Origin of the sequence: Streptomyces sp. NPDC101165 (assembly GCF_044768135.1) — a bacterium.
In the GTDB taxonomy this organism is placed as follows: Bacteria; Actinomycetota; Actinomycetes; order Streptomycetales; family Streptomycetaceae; genus Streptomyces.
The window spans coordinates 320,639-340,102 of the sequence record NZ_JBIWPG010000005.1; the positions used below are offsets into that span (position 1 = coordinate 320,639).

At 69.5% G+C, this 19,464-nt stretch carries 18 protein-coding genes; 16 read left to right on the plus strand and 2 right to left on the minus strand.

The genetic code is table 11. The features are described from left to right. Positions 1-68 precede the first annotated feature (68 nt). From pdxS to ACIRVH_RS13040, 11 genes are all read left to right on the plus strand, one after another. Positions 69-974 carry a pyridoxal 5'-phosphate synthase lyase subunit PdxS gene (gene pdxS / locus ACIRVH_RS12990; protein WP_145881170.1) on the plus strand — a complete coding sequence of 302 codons (906 nt, stop codon included), beginning with the start codon at positions 69-71 and terminating at the stop codon, positions 972-974. Positions 975-987: 13 nt separating this feature from the next. Beyond that, positions 988-1,593 carry a pyridoxal 5'-phosphate synthase glutaminase subunit PdxT gene (pdxT, locus tag ACIRVH_RS12995; RefSeq protein WP_403951649.1) on the plus strand — a complete coding sequence of 202 codons (606 nt, stop codon included), beginning with the start codon at positions 988-990 and terminating at the stop codon, positions 1,591-1,593. Positions 1,594-1,642: 49 nt separating this feature from the next. Then, on the plus strand, positions 1,643-2,395 hold the full coding sequence (locus ACIRVH_RS13000) for a YebC/PmpR family DNA-binding transcriptional regulator (protein WP_403951652.1): 753 nt from the start codon (positions 1,643-1,645) through the stop codon (positions 2,393-2,395). Between the two features lie 124 nt (positions 2,396-2,519). Beyond that, positions 2,520-3,059 carry a crossover junction endodeoxyribonuclease RuvC gene (gene ruvC / locus ACIRVH_RS13005; protein WP_403951654.1) on the plus strand — a complete coding sequence of 180 codons (540 nt, stop codon included), beginning with the start codon at positions 2,520-2,522 and terminating at the stop codon, positions 3,057-3,059. Next, the gene (gene ruvA, locus ACIRVH_RS13010; protein WP_403951657.1) at positions 3,056-3,661 is read left to right on the plus strand and encodes a Holliday junction branch migration protein RuvA; all 606 of its coding nucleotides are present in this window, start codon (positions 3,056-3,058) and stop codon (positions 3,659-3,661) included. The genes ruvC and ruvA overlap by 4 nt, the downstream gene beginning before the upstream one ends. A 27-nt stretch (positions 3,662-3,688) precedes the next feature. Next, positions 3,689-4,768, plus strand: a complete 1,080-nt coding sequence (ruvB, locus tag ACIRVH_RS13015; RefSeq protein ID WP_403951659.1) for a Holliday junction branch migration DNA helicase RuvB — start codon at positions 3,689-3,691, stop codon at positions 4,766-4,768. 176 nt (positions 4,769-4,944) lie between these two features. Next, complete coding sequence (yajC, locus tag ACIRVH_RS13020) at positions 4,945-5,454, plus strand: preprotein translocase subunit YajC (protein WP_403951661.1); 510 nt, start codon at positions 4,945-4,947, stop codon at positions 5,452-5,454. Between the two features lie 140 nt (positions 5,455-5,594). Then, positions 5,595-7,370, plus strand: a complete 1,776-nt coding sequence (gene secD, locus ACIRVH_RS13025; RefSeq protein WP_403951662.1) for a protein translocase subunit SecD — start codon at positions 5,595-5,597, stop codon at positions 7,368-7,370. A gap of 3 nt (positions 7,371-7,373) precedes the next feature. Then, complete coding sequence (secF, locus tag ACIRVH_RS13030) at positions 7,374-8,483, plus strand: protein translocase subunit SecF (RefSeq protein WP_403951664.1); 1,110 nt, start codon at positions 7,374-7,376, stop codon at positions 8,481-8,483. Beyond that, positions 8,480-9,028: an adenine phosphoribosyltransferase gene (locus ACIRVH_RS13035; protein ID WP_403951667.1), complete on the plus strand. Its 549-nt coding sequence runs from the start codon at positions 8,480-8,482 to the stop codon at positions 9,026-9,028. The genes secF and ACIRVH_RS13035 overlap by 4 nt, the downstream gene beginning before the upstream one ends. Positions 9,029-9,288: 260 nt before the next feature. Then, positions 9,289-11,838 (plus strand): RelA/SpoT family protein, encoded by a 2,550-nt coding sequence (locus ACIRVH_RS13040; protein WP_403951669.1) that lies wholly within the window; start codon positions 9,289-9,291, stop codon positions 11,836-11,838. A 67-nt stretch (positions 11,839-11,905) separates the two neighbouring features. On the opposite strand, the gene ACIRVH_RS13045 is transcribed toward ACIRVH_RS13040, so the two are convergent. Both ACIRVH_RS13045 and ACIRVH_RS13050 read right to left on the minus strand, forming a co-directional pair. Next, the gene (locus ACIRVH_RS13045; RefSeq protein WP_403951672.1) at positions 11,906-13,135 is read right to left on the minus strand and encodes a DUF349 domain-containing protein; all 1,230 of its coding nucleotides are present in this window, start codon (positions 13,133-13,135) and stop codon (positions 11,906-11,908) included. 154 nt (positions 13,136-13,289) lie between these two features. Further along, entirely contained in the window at positions 13,290-14,114 is an 825-nt protein-coding gene (locus ACIRVH_RS13050) for a peptidylprolyl isomerase (protein WP_403951675.1), read from the minus strand. A gap of 178 nt (positions 14,115-14,292) precedes the next feature. Between ACIRVH_RS13050 and ACIRVH_RS13055 the strand changes: the two genes are divergently transcribed. From ACIRVH_RS13055 to rpsD, 5 genes are all read left to right on the plus strand, one after another. Then, entirely contained in the window at positions 14,293-15,000 is a 708-nt protein-coding gene (locus tag ACIRVH_RS13055) for an MBL fold metallo-hydrolase (protein WP_403951678.1), read from the plus strand. Positions 15,001-15,013: 13 nt separating this feature from the next. Beyond that, complete coding sequence (gene hisS, locus ACIRVH_RS13060) at positions 15,014-16,276, plus strand: histidine--tRNA ligase (RefSeq protein WP_403951681.1); 1,263 nt, start codon at positions 15,014-15,016, stop codon at positions 16,274-16,276. A 209-nt stretch (positions 16,277-16,485) separates the two neighbouring features. Continuing rightward, entirely contained in the window at positions 16,486-17,142 is a 657-nt protein-coding gene (locus ACIRVH_RS13065; RefSeq protein ID WP_403951684.1) for a vitamin K epoxide reductase family protein, read from the plus strand. Between the two features lie 44 nt (positions 17,143-17,186). Then, positions 17,187-18,542, plus strand: a complete 1,356-nt coding sequence (locus ACIRVH_RS13070) for a replication-associated recombination protein A (protein WP_403951686.1) — start codon at positions 17,187-17,189, stop codon at positions 18,540-18,542. Positions 18,543-18,846: 304 nt separating this feature from the next. Then, entirely contained in the window at positions 18,847-19,461 is a 615-nt protein-coding gene (rpsD, locus tag ACIRVH_RS13075; protein WP_020938857.1) for a 30S ribosomal protein S4, read from the plus strand. The last annotated feature ends 3 nt before the right edge of the window (positions 19,462-19,464 follow it).

The window sequence follows — 19,464 nt, forward strand, 5'->3', positions numbered from 1 at the left end:
TGTGGCCTGGTCCACTCACGTTTCCTCTCTGAAGCAGAAAACCCTCTTTCCCTTCAGTGAGGTCACCCGTGTCCACCACCGAGAACCAGGCTCCCGAGACCGGCACCGCCCGCGTGAAGCGCGGTATGGCCGAGCAGCTCAAGGGCGGCGTGATCATGGACGTCGTCACGCCGGAGCAGGCGAAGATCGCCGAGGACGCGGGCGCCGTCGCGGTCATGGCCCTGGAGCGGGTCCCGGCCGACATCCGCAAGGACGGCGGCGTGGCTCGTATGTCCGACCCGGACATGATCGAGGGCATCATCGACGCCGTCTCCATCCCGGTCATGGCGAAGTCCCGCATCGGCCACTTCGTCGAGGCCCAGGTGCTGCAGTCCCTCGGCGTCGACTACATCGACGAGTCCGAGGTCCTCACCCCGGCCGACGAGGTCAACCACTCCGACAAGTGGGCCTTCACCACCCCCTTCGTCTGTGGTGCCACCAACCTGGGCGAGGCCCTGCGCCGTATCGCCGAGGGCGCCGCGATGATCCGCTCCAAGGGCGAGGCCGGCACCGGCAACGTGGTCGAGGCCGTCCGCCACCTGCGCCAGATCAAGAACGAGATCGCCCGTCTGCGCGGCTACGACAACAACGAGCTGTACGCCGCCGCCAAGGAGCTGCGCGCCCCGTACGAGCTGGTCAAGGAGGTCGCCGAGCTGGGCAAGCTCCCGGTGGTCCTCTTCTCCGCCGGTGGTGTCGCCACCCCGGCCGACGCCGCCCTGATGCGCCAGCTCGGCGCCGAGGGTGTGTTCGTGGGCTCCGGCATCTTCAAGTCCGGCGACCCGGCCAAGCGCGCCGCCGCCATCGTGAAGGCCACCACCTTCTACGACGACCCGAAGATCATCGCGGACGCCTCCCGCAACCTGGGCGAGGCCATGGTCGGCATCAACTGCGACACCCTCCCCGAGGCCGAGCGCTACGCGAACCGCGGCTGGTAAGGCACCGGAACACATGAACACCCCCGTCATAGGAGTCCTGGCCCTCCAGGGCGACGTACGGGAGCACCTCATCGCCCTGGCCGCGGCCGACGCCGTGGCCAGGCCGGTGCGGCGCCCCGAGGAACTCGCCGAGGTCGACGGTCTCGTCCTGCCCGGCGGCGAGTCCACCACCATCTCCAAGCTGGCCGTCCTCTTCGGAGTGATGGAGCCCCTCCGCGCGCGCGTACGCGACGGCATGCCCGTCTACGGCACCTGCGCCGGCATGATCATGCTCGCGGACAAGATCCTCGACCCGCGCTCGGGCCAGGAGACCATCGGCGGCATCGACATGATCGTGCGCCGCAACGCCTTCGGACGGCAGAACGAGTCCTTCGAGGCGGCGGTCGACGTCGAGGGCGTCGCGGGAGATCCTGTAGAGGGCGTCTTCATCCGCGCCCCGTGGGTCGAGTCCGTCGGGGCCGAGGCCGAGGTGCTCGCCGAGCACGACGGCCACATCGTCGCGGTCCGTCAGGGCAACGCGCTCGCCACGTCGTTCCACCCGGAACTGACCGGCGACCACCGCGTGCACGCCCTGTTCGTCGACATGGTGCGCGCCAACCGGACACCGGAGTCCTTGTAGGATCTCTGGAGTTCGTTGCAGAGATGGGTTACGCGAAGGAGACAGGCAGATGTCCGGCCACTCTAAATGGGCTACGACGAAGCACAAGAAGGCCGTGATCGACGCCAAGCGCGGCAAGCTCTTCGCGAAGCTGATCAAGAACATCGAGGTCGCGGCGCGCATGGGCGGCGTCGACATCGAGGGCAACCCGACTCTCTACGACGCCATCCAGAAGGCGAAGAAGCAGTCGGTCCCGAACAAGAACATCGACTCCGCGGTCAAGCGCGGCGGTGGCCTCGAGGCCGGCGGTGCCGACTACGAGACGATCATGTACGAGGGCTACGGCCCGAGCGGCGTCGCGGTGCTCATCGAGTGCCTCACCGACAACCGCAACCGCGCCGCCTCCGACGTCCGCGTCGCCATGACCCGCAACGGCGGCTCCATGGCCGACCCGGGCTCGGTGTCGTACATGTTCAGCCGCAAGGGCGTCATCATCGTCCCCAAGGGGGAGCTGACCGAGGACGACGTCCTGGGTGCCGTCCTGGACGCGGGCGCCGAGGAGGTCAACGACCTCGGTGAGACCTTCGAGGTCATCAGCGAGGCCACCGACCTGGTCGCGACCCGCACCGCCCTCCAGGAGGCCGGGATCGACTACGACTCCGCCGATTCCAGCTTCGTGCCGTCCGTCCAGGTCGAACTGGACGAGGAGGGCGCCAAGAAGATCTTCAAGCTGATCGACGCGCTCGAGGACAGCGACGACGTGCAGAACGTCTTCGCCAACTTCGACGTCAGCGACGAGATCATGGAGAAGGTCGACGCGTAACGCGCGCACGGGCTGAACGGACCGAACGGGCCGACGGGACACACCCGTCGGCCCGTCGTCGTGTCGGCCGTTGTCGGTGGCACCGGATAGCCTGCACAAACAGGTGACCGAAGGGAGGGGGCGCGTGCGCGTATTGGGGGTGGACCCCGGTCTGACCCGATGCGGTGTCGGGGTCGTCGAGGGCGTCGCCGGACGGCCGCTCACCATGGTCGGCGTGGGGGTCGTACGGACGCCGGCGGACGCCGAGCTCGGTCAGCGCCTCGTCGCCATCGAGCAGGGCATAGAGCAGTGGCTGGACGAGCACCGGCCCGAATTCGTCGCCGTGGAGCGGGTGTTCAGCCAGCACAACGTACGGACCGTGATGGGCACCGCCCAGGCCAGCGCCGTCGCCATGCTGTGCGCCGCCCGCCGCGGCATCCCCGTCGCCCTGCACACTCCCAGCGAGGTCAAGGCCGCCGTCACCGGCTCAGGACGCGCCGACAAGGCCCAGGTCGGTGCCATGGTCACCCGGCTGCTCCGGCTCAGCGCCCCGCCCAAGCCCGCCGACGCCGCCGACGCCCTCGCGCTCGCCATCTGCCACATCTGGCGCGCTCCCGCCCAGAACCGACTCCAGCAGGCCGTCGCCCTGCACGCAGCCAACGCAACGAAAGGCCGTACGGCATGATCGCCTTCGTCAGCGGTCCGGTCGCCGCCCTCGCCCCGGACTCCGCGGTCGTCGAGGTGGGCGGGATCGGCATCGCCGTCCAGTGCACGCCCAACACACTGTCCGGACTGCGCATGGGCCAGCAGGCCAAGCTCGCCACGTCACTGGTCGTACGGGAGGACTCGCTCACCCTGTACGGCTTCGTCGACGACGACGAACGCCAGGTTTTCGAGCTGCTGCAGACGGCGAGCGGCGTCGGGCCCCGGCTCGCCCAGGCGATGCTCGCCGTGCACAGCCCGGACGCGCTGCGCCGCGCGGTCGCCACGAGTGACGAGAAGGCGCTCGTCGCCGTGCCCGGCATCGGCAAGAAGGGCGCACAGAAGCTGCTCCTGGAGCTGAAGGACCGGCTCGGCGAGCCCGTCGGAGCGCCCGTTGTCGGTGCGCCGATCAGCCAGGGCTGGCGCGACCAGCTGCACGCGGCCCTCATCGGCCTCGGCTACGCGACCCGGGAGGCCGACGAGGCCGTGACCGCCGTCGCCCCGCAGGCCGAGGCCGCCGGGGGCACGCCCCAGGTCGGCCAGCTGCTCAAGGCGGCCCTGCAGACCCTCAACCGCGCCCGCTGACCCCACCACCGCTGAGGCACATCACTTATGAACTGGGACGACACGACCGACACCGGCGCCGGCGCCGACGCGGAGCGGCTGGTGGACTCTGTCGCCGACCGGGAGGACCAGGCCGTCGAGGCCGCCCTGCGCCCCAAGGACCTCGGCGAGTTCATCGGCCAGGAGAAGGTGCGCGAACAGCTCGATCTGGTTCTGCGCGCCGCACGCGCGCGGGGGGCGACCGCCGATCACGTGCTGCTCTCCGGCGCGCCCGGCCTGGGCAAGACCACCCTGTCGATGATCATCGCGGCCGAGATGGGCGCCCCCATCCGCATCACCTCCGGCCCCGCCATCCAGCACGCCGGCGACCTCGCCGCGATCCTCTCCTCCCTCCAGGAGGGCGAGGTCCTCTTCCTGGACGAGATCCACCGCATGTCCCGGCCCGCCGAGGAGATGCTGTACATGGCCATGGAGGACTTCCGCGTCGACGTCATCGTCGGCAAGGGCCCCGGCGCCACCGCCATCCCCCTGGAGCTGCCCCCGTTCACGCTGGTCGGCGCCACCACGCGCGCGGGCCTGCTGCCGCCCCCGCTGCGCGACCGCTTCGGCTTCACCGCGCACATGGAGTTCTACGAGCCCGTCGAGCTGGAGCGGGTCGTGCACCGCTCGGCGCACCTGCTCGACGTCGAGATCGAGCCGAACGGCGCCGCCGAGATCGCCGGCCGCTCCCGCGGCACGCCCCGTATCGCCAACCGCCTGCTGCGCCGTGTGCGCGACTACGCGCAGGTCAAGGCCGACGGCGTGATCACCCGCGAGATCGCCGAGGCCGCCCTCGCCGTCTACGAGGTCGACGCACGCGGCCTCGACCGCCTCGACCGGGCCGTCCTGGAGGCGCTGCTGAAGCTGTTCGGCGGCGGTCCGGTGGGCCTGTCCACGCTCGCCGTCGCGGTGGGGGAGGAGCGCGAGACAGTGGAGGAGGTCGCCGAACCTTTCCTGGTCAGAGAGGGTCTACTGGCCCGTACCCCACGCGGCCGGGTCGCCACTCCCGCGGCCTGGGCGCACCTCGGACTGACCCCGCCCCGCTCGTCAGCGGGGGGAAACGGACAACAGGATCTGTTCGGGGCGTGACGGCTCCGTGACGGCGAGGGCAATGGCGGTGGCAGGAACCCAGGTGTCATGCTGAGCGTTGTTCCATGCACGCGGACTCGCTTAGACTCCGCCGATGCCGCTCTTACGGGCGGCGCCGACCAACCCCCATCCATCAGGCCGCTCACCGCGCGGTCGCGCGAAGGAAATTCCGTCCCGTGAATGCCTTTACCCTTCTCCCCTTCATCGTGCTCATCGCGGCCATGTTCCTGATGACGCGCTCGGCCAAGAAGAAGCAGCAGCAGGCCGCCAACATGCGGAACGAGGTTCAGCCCGGCTCCGGTGTCCGCACCATCGGGGGGATGTACGCGACGGTCAAGGAGGTCAACGAGGACACCGTCCTCCTCGACGCCGGCCCCGGCGTGGACCTCCTCTTCGCCAAGAACGCGATCGGCGCCGTCCTCACGGACGACGAGTACAACCGCATCGTCCACGGCATCGAGCACGACCTGAAGTCCGATGCCGACATCGTCCCGGACGACGCCTCCTCCCTCACCGAGACCGACGAGTCTGCCGCTGCCGCCGCCTCCGACGACAAGGCCGTCGACCTCGGTAAGAAGGACGCCGCCGAGGACAAGGCCGACGAGGCCGACGAGGCCCCCGAGGCCGCCGAGGCCAAGGCGGACGAAGAGCCGAAGAAGACCGACGGCGACACCGACGCGAAGTAGTCACGTCCGGGGTGCGGGGCGCGGTCCGACCGCACCCCGAGCACCCCGGACGCGTCTGTTTTCCGTAGGGGAGCCCGACACCATGTCATGGCCGACCGCGCCGACCGGGCGCGGGGCGGCCCGAGAGGGAGTACGAGAAGGTGGCAGCACCTAAGAAGGGCCGGAGCGCGAGCGCCCAGAGCAAGCCAGGGCGCTCGCTGGCCCTCATCCTGATCGCCATCGTGGCGCTGACCGGGGGGATGTTCGCCTCCGGGCACAAGACTCCGCGTCTGGGCATCGACCTCGCCGGTGGTACGAGCATCACGCTCAAGGCGAAGGCCGACCAGGGGTCCGCGATCAACAAGGCCAACATGGACACCGCGGTCGACATCATGAACCGCCGTGTCAACGGCCTGGGCGTCTCCGAGGCGGAGGTGCAGACCCAGGGGAGCGATCACATCATCGTGAACATCCCCAAGGGCACCAACTCCAAGGAGGCCCAGCAGCAGGTCGGCACCACCGCCAAGCTGTACTTCCGCCCGGTGCTCGCCAGCGAGCCCACGGGATCCGCCGCGAACCCCTCGCCGAGCGCGTCCCCCAGCGGCAGCAGCTCGCCGAGCCCGTCGAGCAGCGCCTCCTCGAAGGAGAAGGCGTCCTCGTCCTCCTCCGGGTCCCCGACGCCGACGGCCACCGCCACCTCGCAGGGCCGCGCGGTCACCGACGCCCTGAAGGCCGACGCCACGCCGTCGTCCTCCGGCTCCCCGAGCGCCACGTCCTCGCCGAGCCCGTCCGCGTCGTCCTCCGGCGGCACCGCCGAGGCCACCAAGCTCCAGGCGCAGTACGCCGCGCTGGACTGCTCCAAGCCCGCCCAGCGCGCCAACGCCGGTAAGGGCGCCAAGCCCGGCGAGGCCACCGTGGCCTGCGGTGAGAACAAGAAGATCTGGTACAAGTACCTGCTCGGCCCGGCCGCCGTGGACGGCACCGAGGTGAAGAAGGCCCAGGCCGTGATCGACACCCAGGGTGCCGCCGGCTGGCAGGTCCAGATGACCTTCACCTCCAGCGGGTCGAAGAAGTTCGCGAACATCACCGCCGAGCTGGCCAAGAACCAGCCCCCGCAGAACGAGTTCGGCATCGTCCTCGACGGACAGGTCGTCTCCAGCCCGTTCGTGCAGACGGCCATCTCGGGTGGCACGGCGGAGATCTCCGGCAGCTTCACGCAGCAGGAGGCGCAGAGCCTCGCCAACATGCTGTCCTACGGTGCGCTGCCGCTCTCCTTCAAGGAGGAGACCGTCACCACGGTCACCGCCGCGCTCGGTGGTGAGCAGCTGCACGCCGGTCTGATCGCGGGCGCGATCGGCCTCGCCCTGGTCGTGATCTACCTCATCGCCTACTACCGCGGTCTGTCGATCGTGGCCATGGCGTCCCTGCTGGTCTCCGCGATCCTCACCTACGTGATCATGTCGCTGCTCGGCCCGGCCATCAACTTCGCGCTGAACCTGCCGGCCGTCTGCGGTGCCATCGTCGCCATCGGTATCACCGCGGACTCGTTCATCGTGTACTTCGAACGCATCCGGGACGAGATCCGCGAGGGCCGCTCGCTGCGTCCCGCCGTCGAGCGGGCCTGGCCGCGCGCCCGGCGCACGATCCTGGTCTCCGACTTCGTGTCGTTCCTGGCCGCCGCGGTGCTGTTCATCGTGACCGTCGGCAAGGTGCAGGGCTTCGCGTTCACGCTCGGCCTGACCACCGTGCTCGACGTGGTCGTGGTCTTCTTCTTCACCAAGCCGCTGATGACTCTCCTCGCCCGCCGCAAGTTCTTCGCGAACGGCCACAAGTGGTCCGGACTCGACCCGAAGAGCCTGGGTGCCAAGCCGCCTCTGCGCCGCACCCGCCGTCCCGCCGGTCCTGCCGCCGGCTCTGTCGACCCGAAGGAGGCCTGAGCCATGTCGAAACTCGGCAGCCTCGGCGCTCGACTGCACCGCGGCGAGATCAGCTACGACTTCATCGGCAAGCGCAAGATCTGGTACGGCATCTCCATCCTGATCACCATCACGGCCATCCTCGGCCTGGCGGTGCGCGGCCTGAACATGGGCATCGAGTTCCAGGGCGGCGCGGTCTTCACCACGCCGACGAACATGAGCACGTCGGTTGCGCAGGCGGAGGGCTACGCGAAGTCCGCCTCCGGCCACGAAGCGGTCGTGCAGAAGCTCGGCAACGGCAGCCTGCGCATCCAGATCGCCGGCATCGACACCGACAAGTCCGACCAGATCAAGCAGACTCTGGCCAAGGACCTGAATCTGAACCCGGAGAAGCTCGCCGCCGACCTGGTCGGCCCGAGCTGGGGTGAGCAGATCGCCAACAAGGCCTGGGAGGGCCTGGTGATCTTCATGGTGCTCGTGGTGATCTACCTGGCGATCGCCTTCGAGTGGCGCATGGCCGTCGCGGCGCTCGTCGCGCTGATCCACGACATCACCATCACGACCGGTATCTACGCCCTGGTCGGCTTCGAGGTCACGCCCGGTACGGTCATCGGTCTGCTGACGATCCTCGGTTACTCGCTCTACGACACGGTCGTCGTCTTCGACAGCCTCAAGGAGCAGACGAAGGACATCACCAAGCAGACCCGCTGGACGTACAGCGACATCGCCAACCGGTCGATCAACGGCACGCTGGTCCGCTCCATCAACACCACCGTGGTCGCGCTGCTGCCGGTGGCGGGCCTGCTGTTCATCGGTGGCGGCTTCCTCGGGGCCGGCACGCTGAACGACATCTCGCTGTCGCTGTTCGTCGGCCTCGCGGCCGGTGCGTACTCCTCGATCTTCATCGCCACGCCGCTCGTCGCCGACCTCAAGGAGCGCGAGCCGGCGATGAAGGCGCTCCGGAAGCGGGTCCTGGCCAAGCGTGCCCAGGCGGCCGCCGAGGAGGACTTCGCGGACGCGCGGTCCGCCGCAGGTGACGACCCCGAGGACGCCGCTCCCGCCGTGGTGGGTCCGCGCAACCAGCCGTCGTCCCGCACCCGGGGCCGTGGCCGGCCCTCCGGGAAGCGGCGATGACGGAGCTCGCAGAGATCACGACGCTGCTGCTCAGCCGTATCCGTGATGTGGCGGACTACCCGGAGCCCGGCGTGATGTTCAAGGACATCACGCCGCTCCTGGCGGACCCGGCCGCCTTCACGGCCCTCACGGACGCGCTGGCCGAGATCGCCGCCGGTACCGGCGCGACCAAGGTCGTCGGCCTGGAGGCCCGGGGCTTCATCCTGGGCGCCCCGGTCGCGGTCCGCGCGGGCCTCGGCTTCATCCCCGTACGCAAGGCGGGCAAGCTCCCCGGGGCGACCCTGCGCCAGGCGTACGACCTGGAGTACGGCTCGGCGGAGATCGAGGTCCACGCGGAGGACCTGTCCTCCGGTGACCGTGTGCTGATCGTGGACGACGTCCTTGCGACCGGTGGCACCGCCGAGGCCGCGATCCAGCTGATCCATCGGGCGGGCGCCGAGGTCTCGGGCGTCGCGGTGCTCATGGAGCTGGGCTTCCTGGACGGTCGCGCCCGTCTGGAGCCGGCGCTGAACGGGGCACCGCTTCAGGCGCTGCTCCAGATCTGACAGGTCTGACGGAACCGAGCACCTGTGCTCCACGGCCGCTCCGGCACCACCGGGGCGGCCGTCGCCGTTCCGGTGCGGGACACGTGCCGCACGCCGGGAAAACATCTCGAAGCCAGTTCCCGGAATCCCGCGCCCGTCCCTCGTGTTTCAGGGGTAGACGGTCCTCACATCCGCCTGAAGGCGATGACTGGGCGCAGGATCGCTACCATGGGGTCTCCGGAGCCTGACCGGGGGACCCGGATCGCGCACGAGGAGTCCTCTTGCCAGACGAGGCCCAGCCACTGACCGCCGCCAAGCCCGAGCCCGCCTCGGCACCCGCGGCCAAGCCCCCGCCGAACGTGTCGCACGTGAAGAACGACACCCGCGGGGCGGTCGAGCACGCCCAGTCCGCGCCCGTGGAGAAGGCTGCCGAAGTGGCGCGCCCCAAACCCTCCCCCACTCTCGACTCCGCTCGAGCGGGGGGACCCCCGTCGCCCGGACGTCCGGCCACCAACCAGCCCGCTCGCACCGGCTCCTCCAACCGCGTCCGCGCCCGCCTCGCCCGTCTCGGTGTCCAGCGCGCGAACCCGTACAACCCCGTGCTGGAGCCGCTGCTGCGGATAGTGCGCAGCAACGACCCGAAGATCGAGAACTCGACGCTCCGGCAGATCGAGCGTGCCTACCAGGTCGCCGAGCGCTGGCACCGGGGGCAGAAGCGCAAGAGCGGCGACCCGTACATCACGCATCCGCTCGCCGTCACGACCATCCTCGCCGAGCTGGGCATGGACCCGGCCACCCTCATGGCGGGCCTGCTGCACGACACCGTCGAGGACACCGAGTACGGCCTGGACGACCTGCGCCGCGACTTCGGCGACGTCGTCACCCTCCTCGTGGACGGCGTCACCAAGCTGGACAAGGTCAAGTTCGGCGAGGCCGCGCAGGCCGAGACCGTGCGCAAGATGGTCGTCGCGATGGCCAAGGACCCCCGGGTCCTGGTGATCAAGCTCGCCGACCGCCTGCACAACATGCGCACCATGCGCTACCTCAAGCGCGAGAAGCAGGAGAAGAAGGCGCGCGAGACGCTGGAGATCTACGCGCCCCTCGCCCACCGCCTGGGCATGAACACCATCAAGTGGGAGCTGGAGGACCTCGCGTTCGCGATCCTCTACCCCAAGATGTACGACGAGATCGTCCGGCTGGTGGCCGAGAGGGCACCGAAGCGTGACGAATACCTGGCCATAGTGACCGACGAGGTCCAGGCCGACCTGCGCGCCGCCCGCATCAAGGCGACCGTCACCGGACGCCCGAAGCACTACTACAGCGTCTACCAGAAGATGATCGTCCGCGGCCGCGACTTCGCGGAGATCTACGACCTGGTGGGCATCCGTGTCCTGGTCGACACGGTCAGGGACTGCTACGCCGCACTCGGCACCGTGCACGCGCGATGGAACCCGGTCCCCGGCCGGTTCAAGGACTACATCGCGATGCCCAAGTTCAACATGTACCAGTCGCTGCACACGACGGTCATCGGACCCAACGGCAAGCCCGTCGAACTGCAGATCCGCACCTTCGACATGCACCGCCGCGCCGAGTACGGCATCGCCGCGCACTGGAAGTACAAGCAGGAGGCCGTCGCCGGCGCCTCCAAGGTCCGCACCGACGTGCCCAAGGCGGGCAAGGGCAAGGACGATCACCTCAACGACATGGCGTGGCTGCGCCAGTTGCTCGACTGGCAGAAGGAGACCGAGGACCCCGGCGAGTTCCTGGAGTCCCTGCGCTTCGACCTGTCCCGCAACGAGGTCTTCGTCTTCACGCCCAAGGGCGACGTCATCGCGCTCCCGGCCGGTGCCACTCCGGTCGACTTCGCGTACGCCGTCCACACCGAGGTCGGCCACCGCACCATAGGAGCGCGGGTCAACGGCAGGCTCGTACCGCTCGAATCCACCCTGGACAACGGCGACCTGGTGGAGGTCTTCACCTCCAAGGCGCCCGGCGCGGGCCCGTCCCGCGACTGGCTCGGGTTCGTCAAGTCGCCGCGCGCCCGCAACAAGATCCGGGCCTGGTTCTCCAAGGAGCGCCGCGACGAGGCGATCGAGCAGGGCAAGGACGCCATCGTCCGCGCCATGCGCAAGCAGAACCTGCCGATCCAGCGCATCCTCACCGGCGACTCGCTCGTCACGCTCGCGCACGAGATGCGCTACTCCGACATCTCCGCGCTGTACGCGGCGATCGGCGAGGGCCATGTCTCCGCGCAGAACATCGTGCAGAAGCTCGTCCAGGCGCTCGGCGGCGAGGAGGCGGCCACCGAGGAGATCGACGAGGCCGTCCCGCCGACCCGCACCCGCGGCCGCAAGCGCCGCTCCAGCGCCGACCCCGGCGTCGTGGTCAAGGGCGTCGACGACGTGTGGGTCAAGCTGGCCCGCTGCTGCACGCCCGTCCCCGGCGACCCGATCATCGGATTCGTCACGCGGGGTAGCGGTGTATCGGTTCACCGCAGCGACTGCGTCAACGTGGAGTCACTGTCCCGTGAGCCCGAGCGCATCCTCGACGTCGAGTGGGCGCCCACCCAGTCCTCGGTCTTCCTGGTCGCCATCCAGGTCGAGGCCCTGGACCGCTCCCGCCTGCTGTCGGACGTCACCCGCGTCCTGTCCGACCAGCACGTCAACATCCTCTCCGCGGCCGTCCAGACCTCCCGCGACCGGGTGGCCACCTCCCGCTTCACCTTCGAGATGGGCGACCCGAAGCACCTCGGCCACGTCCTGAAGGCCGTACGGGGCGTGGAGGGCGTGTACGACGTCTACCGCGTGACCTCGGCGCGCAGCCGGTCGTAGGACACCCACGCACGAGGAAGGGCCCCGTACGCCACGTACGGGGCCCTTCTCGGTGCGCAGCCGGGATCTAGCCGCCGAACTCGTGCAGGCCCTTCAGAGCCTGGTCCAGGAGCGCCTGACGGCCCTCCAGCTCACGCTCCAGCTTGTCGGCCTTGGAGTTGTTGCCCTGGGCGCGTGCCTGCTCGATCTGCGCCCTCAGCTTGTCCACGGCGGCCTGCAGCTGACCGGTCAGACCCTCGGCACGCGCGCGTGCCTCCGGGTTGGTCCGGCGCCACTCGGCCTCCTCGGCGTCCTGGATGGCCCGCTCGACCGCGTGCATCCGGCCCTCGACCTTCGGCCGCGCGTCCCGCGGGACGTGACCGATGGCCTCCCAGCGCTCGTTGATCGAGCGGAAGGCGGCCCGGGCGACCTTGAGGTCCGTGACCGGGAGGATCTTCTCGGCCTCCTCGGCCAGCTCCTCCTTGAGCTTCAGATTCTCCGCCTGCTCGGCGTCCCGCTCGGCGAAGACCGAGCTGCGGGCGGCGAAGAACACGTCCTGGGCGCCGCGGAAGCGGTTCCACAGGTCGTCCTCGTGCTCGCGCTGGGCGCGACCCGCGGCCTTCCACTCCGCCATCAGCTCGCGGTAGCGCGCCGCCGTCGGACCCCAGTCCGTCGAACCGGACAGCGACTCGGCCTCGGCGACCAGCCGCTCCTTGGTCTTGCGCGCCTCCTCGCGCTGCGCGTCCAGCTGCGCGAAGTGGCCCTTGCGACGCTTGGAGAACGCCGACCGGGCGTGCGAGAAGCGGTGCCACAGCTCGTCGTCGGACTTGCGGTCCAGCCGCGGCAGCCCCTTCCAGGTGTCCACCAGCGCCCGCAGCCGCTCACCGGCGGCCCGCCACTGGTCGGACTGCGCCAGCTGCTCGGCCTCGGCGACCAGGTCCTCCTTGGCCTTGCGGGCCTCGTCGGACTGCCTGGCCCGCTGGACCTTGCGCTCCTCGCGCCGCGCCTCGACCGTCGCCACGAGCTTGTCGAGACGGGACTTCAGCGCCTCCAGGTCGCCCACCGCGTGGTGCGCGTCCACCTGCTCGCGCAGGTGGTCGATCGCGGTCTGGGCGTCCTTCGCCGACAGGTCCGTCGTCTGCACTCGCTTCTCGAGGAGGCCGATCTCGACAACCAGGCCCTCGTACTTGCGCTCGAAGTAGGCCAGCGCCTCCTCAGGGGAGCCGGCCGCCCAGGAACCGACGACCTGCTCGCCGTCGGCCGTACGCACGTACACGGTCCCCGTCTCGTCGACGCGGCCCCACGGGTCGCTGCTCACAGCGCCTCCTCCACATGATGCCCGCGGGGGCCTCGGTGCCCCCGGGCATCGTCCACAGTTTCGTCACGGCCAACATAGGCGACCAGCGGGTTGCCTGTCCGCATCCAGCGCGACCGAAATTCCGCAGTTGGCCGTGTTGAGCGCCGGTTCGGCGTCAGGACTTGGTGACCGTCGCCTTGTTGATCACGACCGTAGCGTTCGGGGCGCCGTCACCGGCACCCGTGTTCTCGCCCGCGGCCGCGATCTTGTCCAGCACCTTCAGGCCCGCCGCGTCGATCGTGCCGAACGGCGTGTAGCTCGGCGGCAGCGGGCTGTCCTTGTAGACGAGGAAGAACTGGCTGCCGCCGGTGTGCTTCTGGCCGGTGTTGGCCATCGCCACCGTGCCCGCCGGGTACTTGTTGCCCTTCAGGCTCGCGTCCTTCAGGTTCTCGTCCGGGATCGTGTAGCCCGGGCCGCCGCTGCCGACGCCCGTCGGGTCGCCGCACTGCAGCACGTAGATGCCGTTCGTGGTCAGGCGGTGGCACTTGGTGTGGTCGAAGAACCCCTTGCCCGCCAGGAAGTCGAACGAGTTCACGGTGTGCGGCGCGGCCGACGTCTTCAGCGCGATGCCGATGTCACCGCACGTCGTCGCGAGCTTCATCGTGTACTTCGCCGACGTGTCGATCGACATCGCCGGCTCCTTCTTCCAGGTCTCCTTCCCGATGGAGCCCGCGGCCGGCTTCGCGCAGGGGTCCGGCGCCTTCTTGGTCGGCGGGGCGCTCGGCGTGACGTCGGCGCTCGCGTTGGTCTTCTTGTCGTCGTCGTTCTTGAGGACGCCGGTCGTGTACAGCGCGACACTGCCGATCACGACCACGCCCAGCACCGACGCGATCACGGAGTTGCGCATATTCGCCTTGCGCCGCGCGCTGGTGCGTCGCTGCTGCTGCCGCAAGAACTTCTCCCGGGCGAGCTGACGCCGCCGCTGCTCCTGGCTGACCACCGGGTTCTCTCCTCATGCGTGTCGTGTGTCGACCGGTACGCGTGCGACCTGTGAGCCGACAGCTGCGTGTAGCCCCGTACCGTATATGGGTTCGCTGAGGAAACGGCAGCGCCGGTAGGCTCTGGGCCACGGGCTGGCGCCCGTAAGCCCTCCCGTATCGACACAACGAAGGACGATCGTGCTCATTGCCGGGTTCCCCGCCGGGGCCTGGGGGACGAACTGTTATCTCGTCGCCCCCGCCGCCGGTGAGGAGTGCGTGATCATCGACCCGGGCCATCAGGCCGCCCAGGGCGTCGAGGAAGCGCTGAAGAAGCATCGGCTCAAGCCCGTCGCCGTCGTCCTCACCCATGGCCACATCGATCATGTGGCCTCGGTCGTCCCCGTGTGCGGCGCGCACGACGTACCGGCCTGGATCCACCCCGAGGACCGGTACATGCTGAGCGACCCCGAGAAGGGGATCGGCCGGTCCGTCGGCATGCCGCTGATGGGCGAGCTGACCGTGGGGGAGCCGGACGACGTCAAGGAGCTGACCGACGGCGCGAGGCTCGCGCTCGCCGGGATGGAGCTCTCCGTCGCGCACGCACCGGGCCATACCAGGGGGTCGGTGACCTTCCAGATGCCCGAGACCGCGGACATCCCCTCGGTCTTCTTCTCCGGGGATCTGCTGTTCGCCGGCTCCATCGGACGCACCGATCTGCCGGGTGGCTCCATGGAGGACATGCTCGACTCGCTGGCCCGCGTGTGCCTGCCGCTCGAGGACTCCACCGTGGTGCTGTCCGGTCACGGCCCCCAGACGACCATCGGCCAGGAGCGCGCCACCAACCCCTATCTGCGGCAGGTGGCGGCCGGCCAGGGAACCTTCCAGGCTCCCCGACGAGGAATGTGACGAGAGAGCTTCCGTGAGCACCTTTCAGGCCCCCAAGGGCACGTACGACCTGATTCCGCCGCGTTCCGCGAAGTTCCTCGCGGTGCGCGAGGCGATCGCGACCCCGCTGCGCAACTCCGGGTACGGCTACGTCGAGACACCCGGCTTCGAGAACGTGGAGCTGTTCGCTCGAGGCGTCGGCGAGTCGACCGACATCGTCAGCAAGGAGATGTACGCCTTCGAGACCAAGGGCGGCGACAAGCTCGCGCTGCGCCCCGAGGGAACTGCTTCTGTCCTGCGCGCCGCCCTTGAGGCCAACCTGCACCGTCAGGGCAACCTGCCGGTCAAGCTCTGGTACTCGGGCTCGTACTACCGCTACGAGCAGCCGCAGGCGGGCCGCTACCGCCACTTCTCCCAGGTCGGCGCCGAGGCGATCGGCGCCGAGGACCCGGCGCTGGACGCCGAGCTGATCATCCTCGCCGACCAGGCGTACCGCTCCCTGGGCCTCAGCAACTTCCGCATCCTGCTGAACAGCCTGGGCGACAAGGAGTGCCGTCCGGTCTACCGGGCCGCGCTGCAGGACTTCCTGCGCGGCCTGGACCTCGACGAGGACACGCAGCGCCGCACCGAGATCAACCCGCTGCGCGTGCTCGACGACAAGCGGGAGTCGGTCCAGAAGCAGCTGGGCGGCGCCCCGCTCCTGCGCGACTACCTGTGCGACGCGTGCAAGGCGTACCACGAGGAGGTCCGCGAGCTGATCTCCGCGGCGGGTGTGTCCTTCGAGGACGACCCGAAGCTGGTCCGTGGCCTGGACTACTACACCCGCACCACCTTCGAGTTCGTGCACGACGGTCTGGGCTCCCAGTCCGCGGTGGGTGGCGGCGGCCGCTACGACGGCCTGTCCGAGATGATCGGCGGCCCCGCGCTGCCGTCCGTCGGCTGGGCCCTCGGCGTCGACCGCACGGTCCTCGCCCTGGAGGCCGAGGGCGTCGAGCTGGACATCCCGTCCGCGACCAGCGTCTACGCGGTGCCGCTCGGCGAGGAGGCCCGCCGGGTCCTGTTCGCGAAGGTCACCGAGCTGCGCAAGGCCGGTGTCGCCACGGACTTCTCCTACGGCGGCAAGGGCCTGAAGGGCGCCATGAAGAACGCCAACCGCAGCGGGGCCCGCTACGCGATCGTCGCCGGCGAGCGCGACCTCGCCGAGGGCGTCGTCCAGCTCAAGGACATGGAGTCCGGCGAGCAGACGGCGGTCGGCGTGAACGACATCGTGGCCGAGCTGCGGTCGCGGCTCGGCTAGCCGCACCCGCGCGCGTGGGCGCCGGATGCCCCTGGGGGGGCGTCCGGCGCCTTTGCCGTCGTCGGGGTACGGGTGCTGTCCGGAACCGAACGGACGGGACCGGTCATACGTACATGCTTATGCGGAGCGAACGGTGCGCACCCAGGTGCGTGCGGCACAATGACCGATGCCCGAAGATGGTCCAACTCTCAAGTGACGGAATCGGCGTGATGAGCAAGACGACAGTCAAGGACGTCTCCACGGAGCCCGGGCCCGAGCGTGCCGTCGACGCACCCCGCACGGTGGGCGGCAGTCGCGCCTTCGCCCTGCTGCTGGTGATCACCGGTGCCGCCGGACTGCTCGCCGCCTGGGTCATCACGATCGACAAGTTCAAGCTGCTGGAAGCCAAGGTCGAGGGCAAGACGTTCACCCCCGGGTGCAGCCTCAACCCGGTCGTCTCCTGCGGCAGCGTCATGGAGAGCAAGCAGGCAGCCGCCTTCGGCTTCCCCAACCCGATGCTCGGCCTGGTCTGCTACGGCATCGTCATCTGCGTCGGCATGAGCCTGCTGGCCCGCGCCCGCTTCCCGCGCTGGTACTGGCTGACCTTCAACTTCGGCACGCTCTTCGGCGTCGCCTTCTGCACCTGGCTGCAGTTCCAGTCCCTGTACCGGATCAACGCGCTGTGCCTGTGGTGCTCGCTGGCCTGGGTCGCCACGATCACCATGTTCTGGTACGTCACCTCGTTCAACATCCGCAACGACTTCCTGCCGTCGCCGCGCCGGCTGAAGTCCTTCTTCGGCGAGTTCACCTGGGTCGTGCCGGTCCTGCACGTCGGGATCATCGGCATGCTGGTCCTGACCCGCTGGTGGGACTTCTGGACCAGGTGACGTCCCGGACCGCGTTGTCAGTGGCGTGACATAGGGTTTCCAGCGTGGAAGCCGACCTGTTCACCGCCGCAGCAGAGGAACGCCAGGAGAAGGACCCGGCCGGCAGCCCCCTGGCGGTCCGCATGCGCCCGCGCACCCTCGACGAGGTGGTGGGCCAGCAGCACCTGCTCAAGCCGGGATCCCCGCTGCGCAGACTGGTCGGCGAGGGCAACGGCGGCCCGGCCGGACCCTCCTCGGTGATCCTCTGGGGCCCGCCCGGCATCGGCAAGACGACCCTCGCCTACGTCGTCTCCAAGGCGACGAACAAGCGGTTCGTGGAGCTGTCCGCGATCACCGCGGGCGTCAAGGAGGTCCGCGCGGTCATCGACGGAGCCCGCCGCGCCATCGGCGGCTTCGGCAAGGAGACCGTCCTCTTCCTGGACGAGATCCACCGCTTCAGCAAGGCGCAGCAGGACTCCCTGCTCCCCGCGGTCGAGAACCGCTGGGTGACCCTGATCGCCGCGACCACGGAGAACCCGTACTTCTCGGTGATCTCCCCGCTGCTGTCCCGCTCCCTCCTCCTCACCCTCGAACCCCTCACCGACGACGACATCCGCGGACTCCTGAAGCGGGCGCTGACCGACGACCGCGGCCTCAAGGCGGCCGTCTCCCTGCCCGAGGACACCGAGGACCACCTCCTGCGCATCGCCGGCGGCGACGCCCGGCGCGCCCTGACCGCCCTGGAGGCCGCCGCCGGGGCCGCCCTCGACCAGGGCGAGACGGAGATCAGCCTCCAGATCCTGGAGCAGACCGTCGACCGGGCCGCGGTGAAGTACGACCGCGACGGCGACCAGCACTACGACGTCGCCAGCGCCCTCATCAAGTCGATCCGCGGCTCCGACGTCGACGCCGCCCTGCACTACCTGGCCCGCATGATCGAGGCCGGCGAGGACCCCCGCTTCATCGCCCGCCGCCTGATGATCTCCGCCAGCGAGGACATCGGCCTGGCCGACCCCAACGCGCTGCCCATCGCGGTGGCCGCCGCCCAGGCCGTCGCCATGATCGGCTTCCCCGAGGCCGCCCTCACTCTCAGCCACGCCACCATCGCCCTCGCGCTCGCCCCCAAGTCCAACGCTGCGACCACCGCGATCGGCGCCGCCATGGAGGACGTACGCAAGGGCCTGGCCGGAGCCGTCCCGCCGCACCTGCGCGACGGGCACTACAAGGGCGCGGCCAAGCTCGGCCACGCGCAGGGGTACGTGTACCCGCACGACCTGCCCGAGGGCATCGCCGAGCAGCAGTACGCCCCGGACGCCCTCAAGGACCGCGAGTACTACACACCGACCCGGCACGGAGCCGAGGCCCGGTACGCGGACGCCGTCGAATGGACCCGCATGCACCTCGGTCGCAAGCGGTCCTGAGCGCCCTGTAGAATTCCTCGAAGTGCTGAGTCCCGCGCAGTCAGAGCGGGACAGCCAGCCGGAGACCCAGTCCCTCGGGACTGACTCCAGGAGCGTCGCGCACCGTCGAACGGTGTCGCGGGCAGCCCACCACCACCCGGATCCCGGGAGAGGTCGGTGGGCCACTCGCGTGCTGCACGTATGTGCCCAGACCAGGGGAACGGCTGCCCGGCAGGTCCGATACGGACCCGGCGGGATTCCCCGGCTGCGGATGCGACCTCCCTCAACGCTGACAAGCCGAAAACTAGGAAAGAGACAAAAGACAGTGGCGAACCAGTCCCGCCCCAAGGTCAAGAAGTCGCGTGCCCTCGGCATCGCGCTGACCCCGAAGGCCGTCAAGTACTTCGAGGCCCGCCCCTACCCGCCGGGCGAGCACGGCCGCGGCCGCAAGCAGAACTCGGACTACAAGGTCCGTCTGCTCGAGAAGCAGCGCCTGCGCGCTCAGTACGACATCTCCGAGCGCCAGCTGGTCCGCGCCTACGAGCGTGCGTCCAAGGTCCAGGGCAAGACCGGTGAGGCCCTGATCGTCGAGCTGGAGCGCCGTCTCGACGCGCTGGTCCTGCGTTCGGGCATCGCCCGCACGATCTACCAGGCCCGCCAGATGGTCGTCCACGGCCACATCCAGGTCAACGGCCAGAAGGTCGACAAGCCGTCCTTCCGTGTCCGTCCGGACGACGTCGTGCAGGTCCGCGACCGCTCCAAGGACAAGACGCTCTTCCAGATCGCCCGCGAGGGTGGCTTCGCCCCCGACGGTGAGACCCCGCGCTACCTGCAGGTGAACCTCAAGGCCCTGGCGTTCCGCCTGGACCGCGAGCCGAACCGCAAGGAGATCCCGGTGATCTGCGACGAGCAGCTCGTCGTCGAGTACTACGCCCGCTGATCC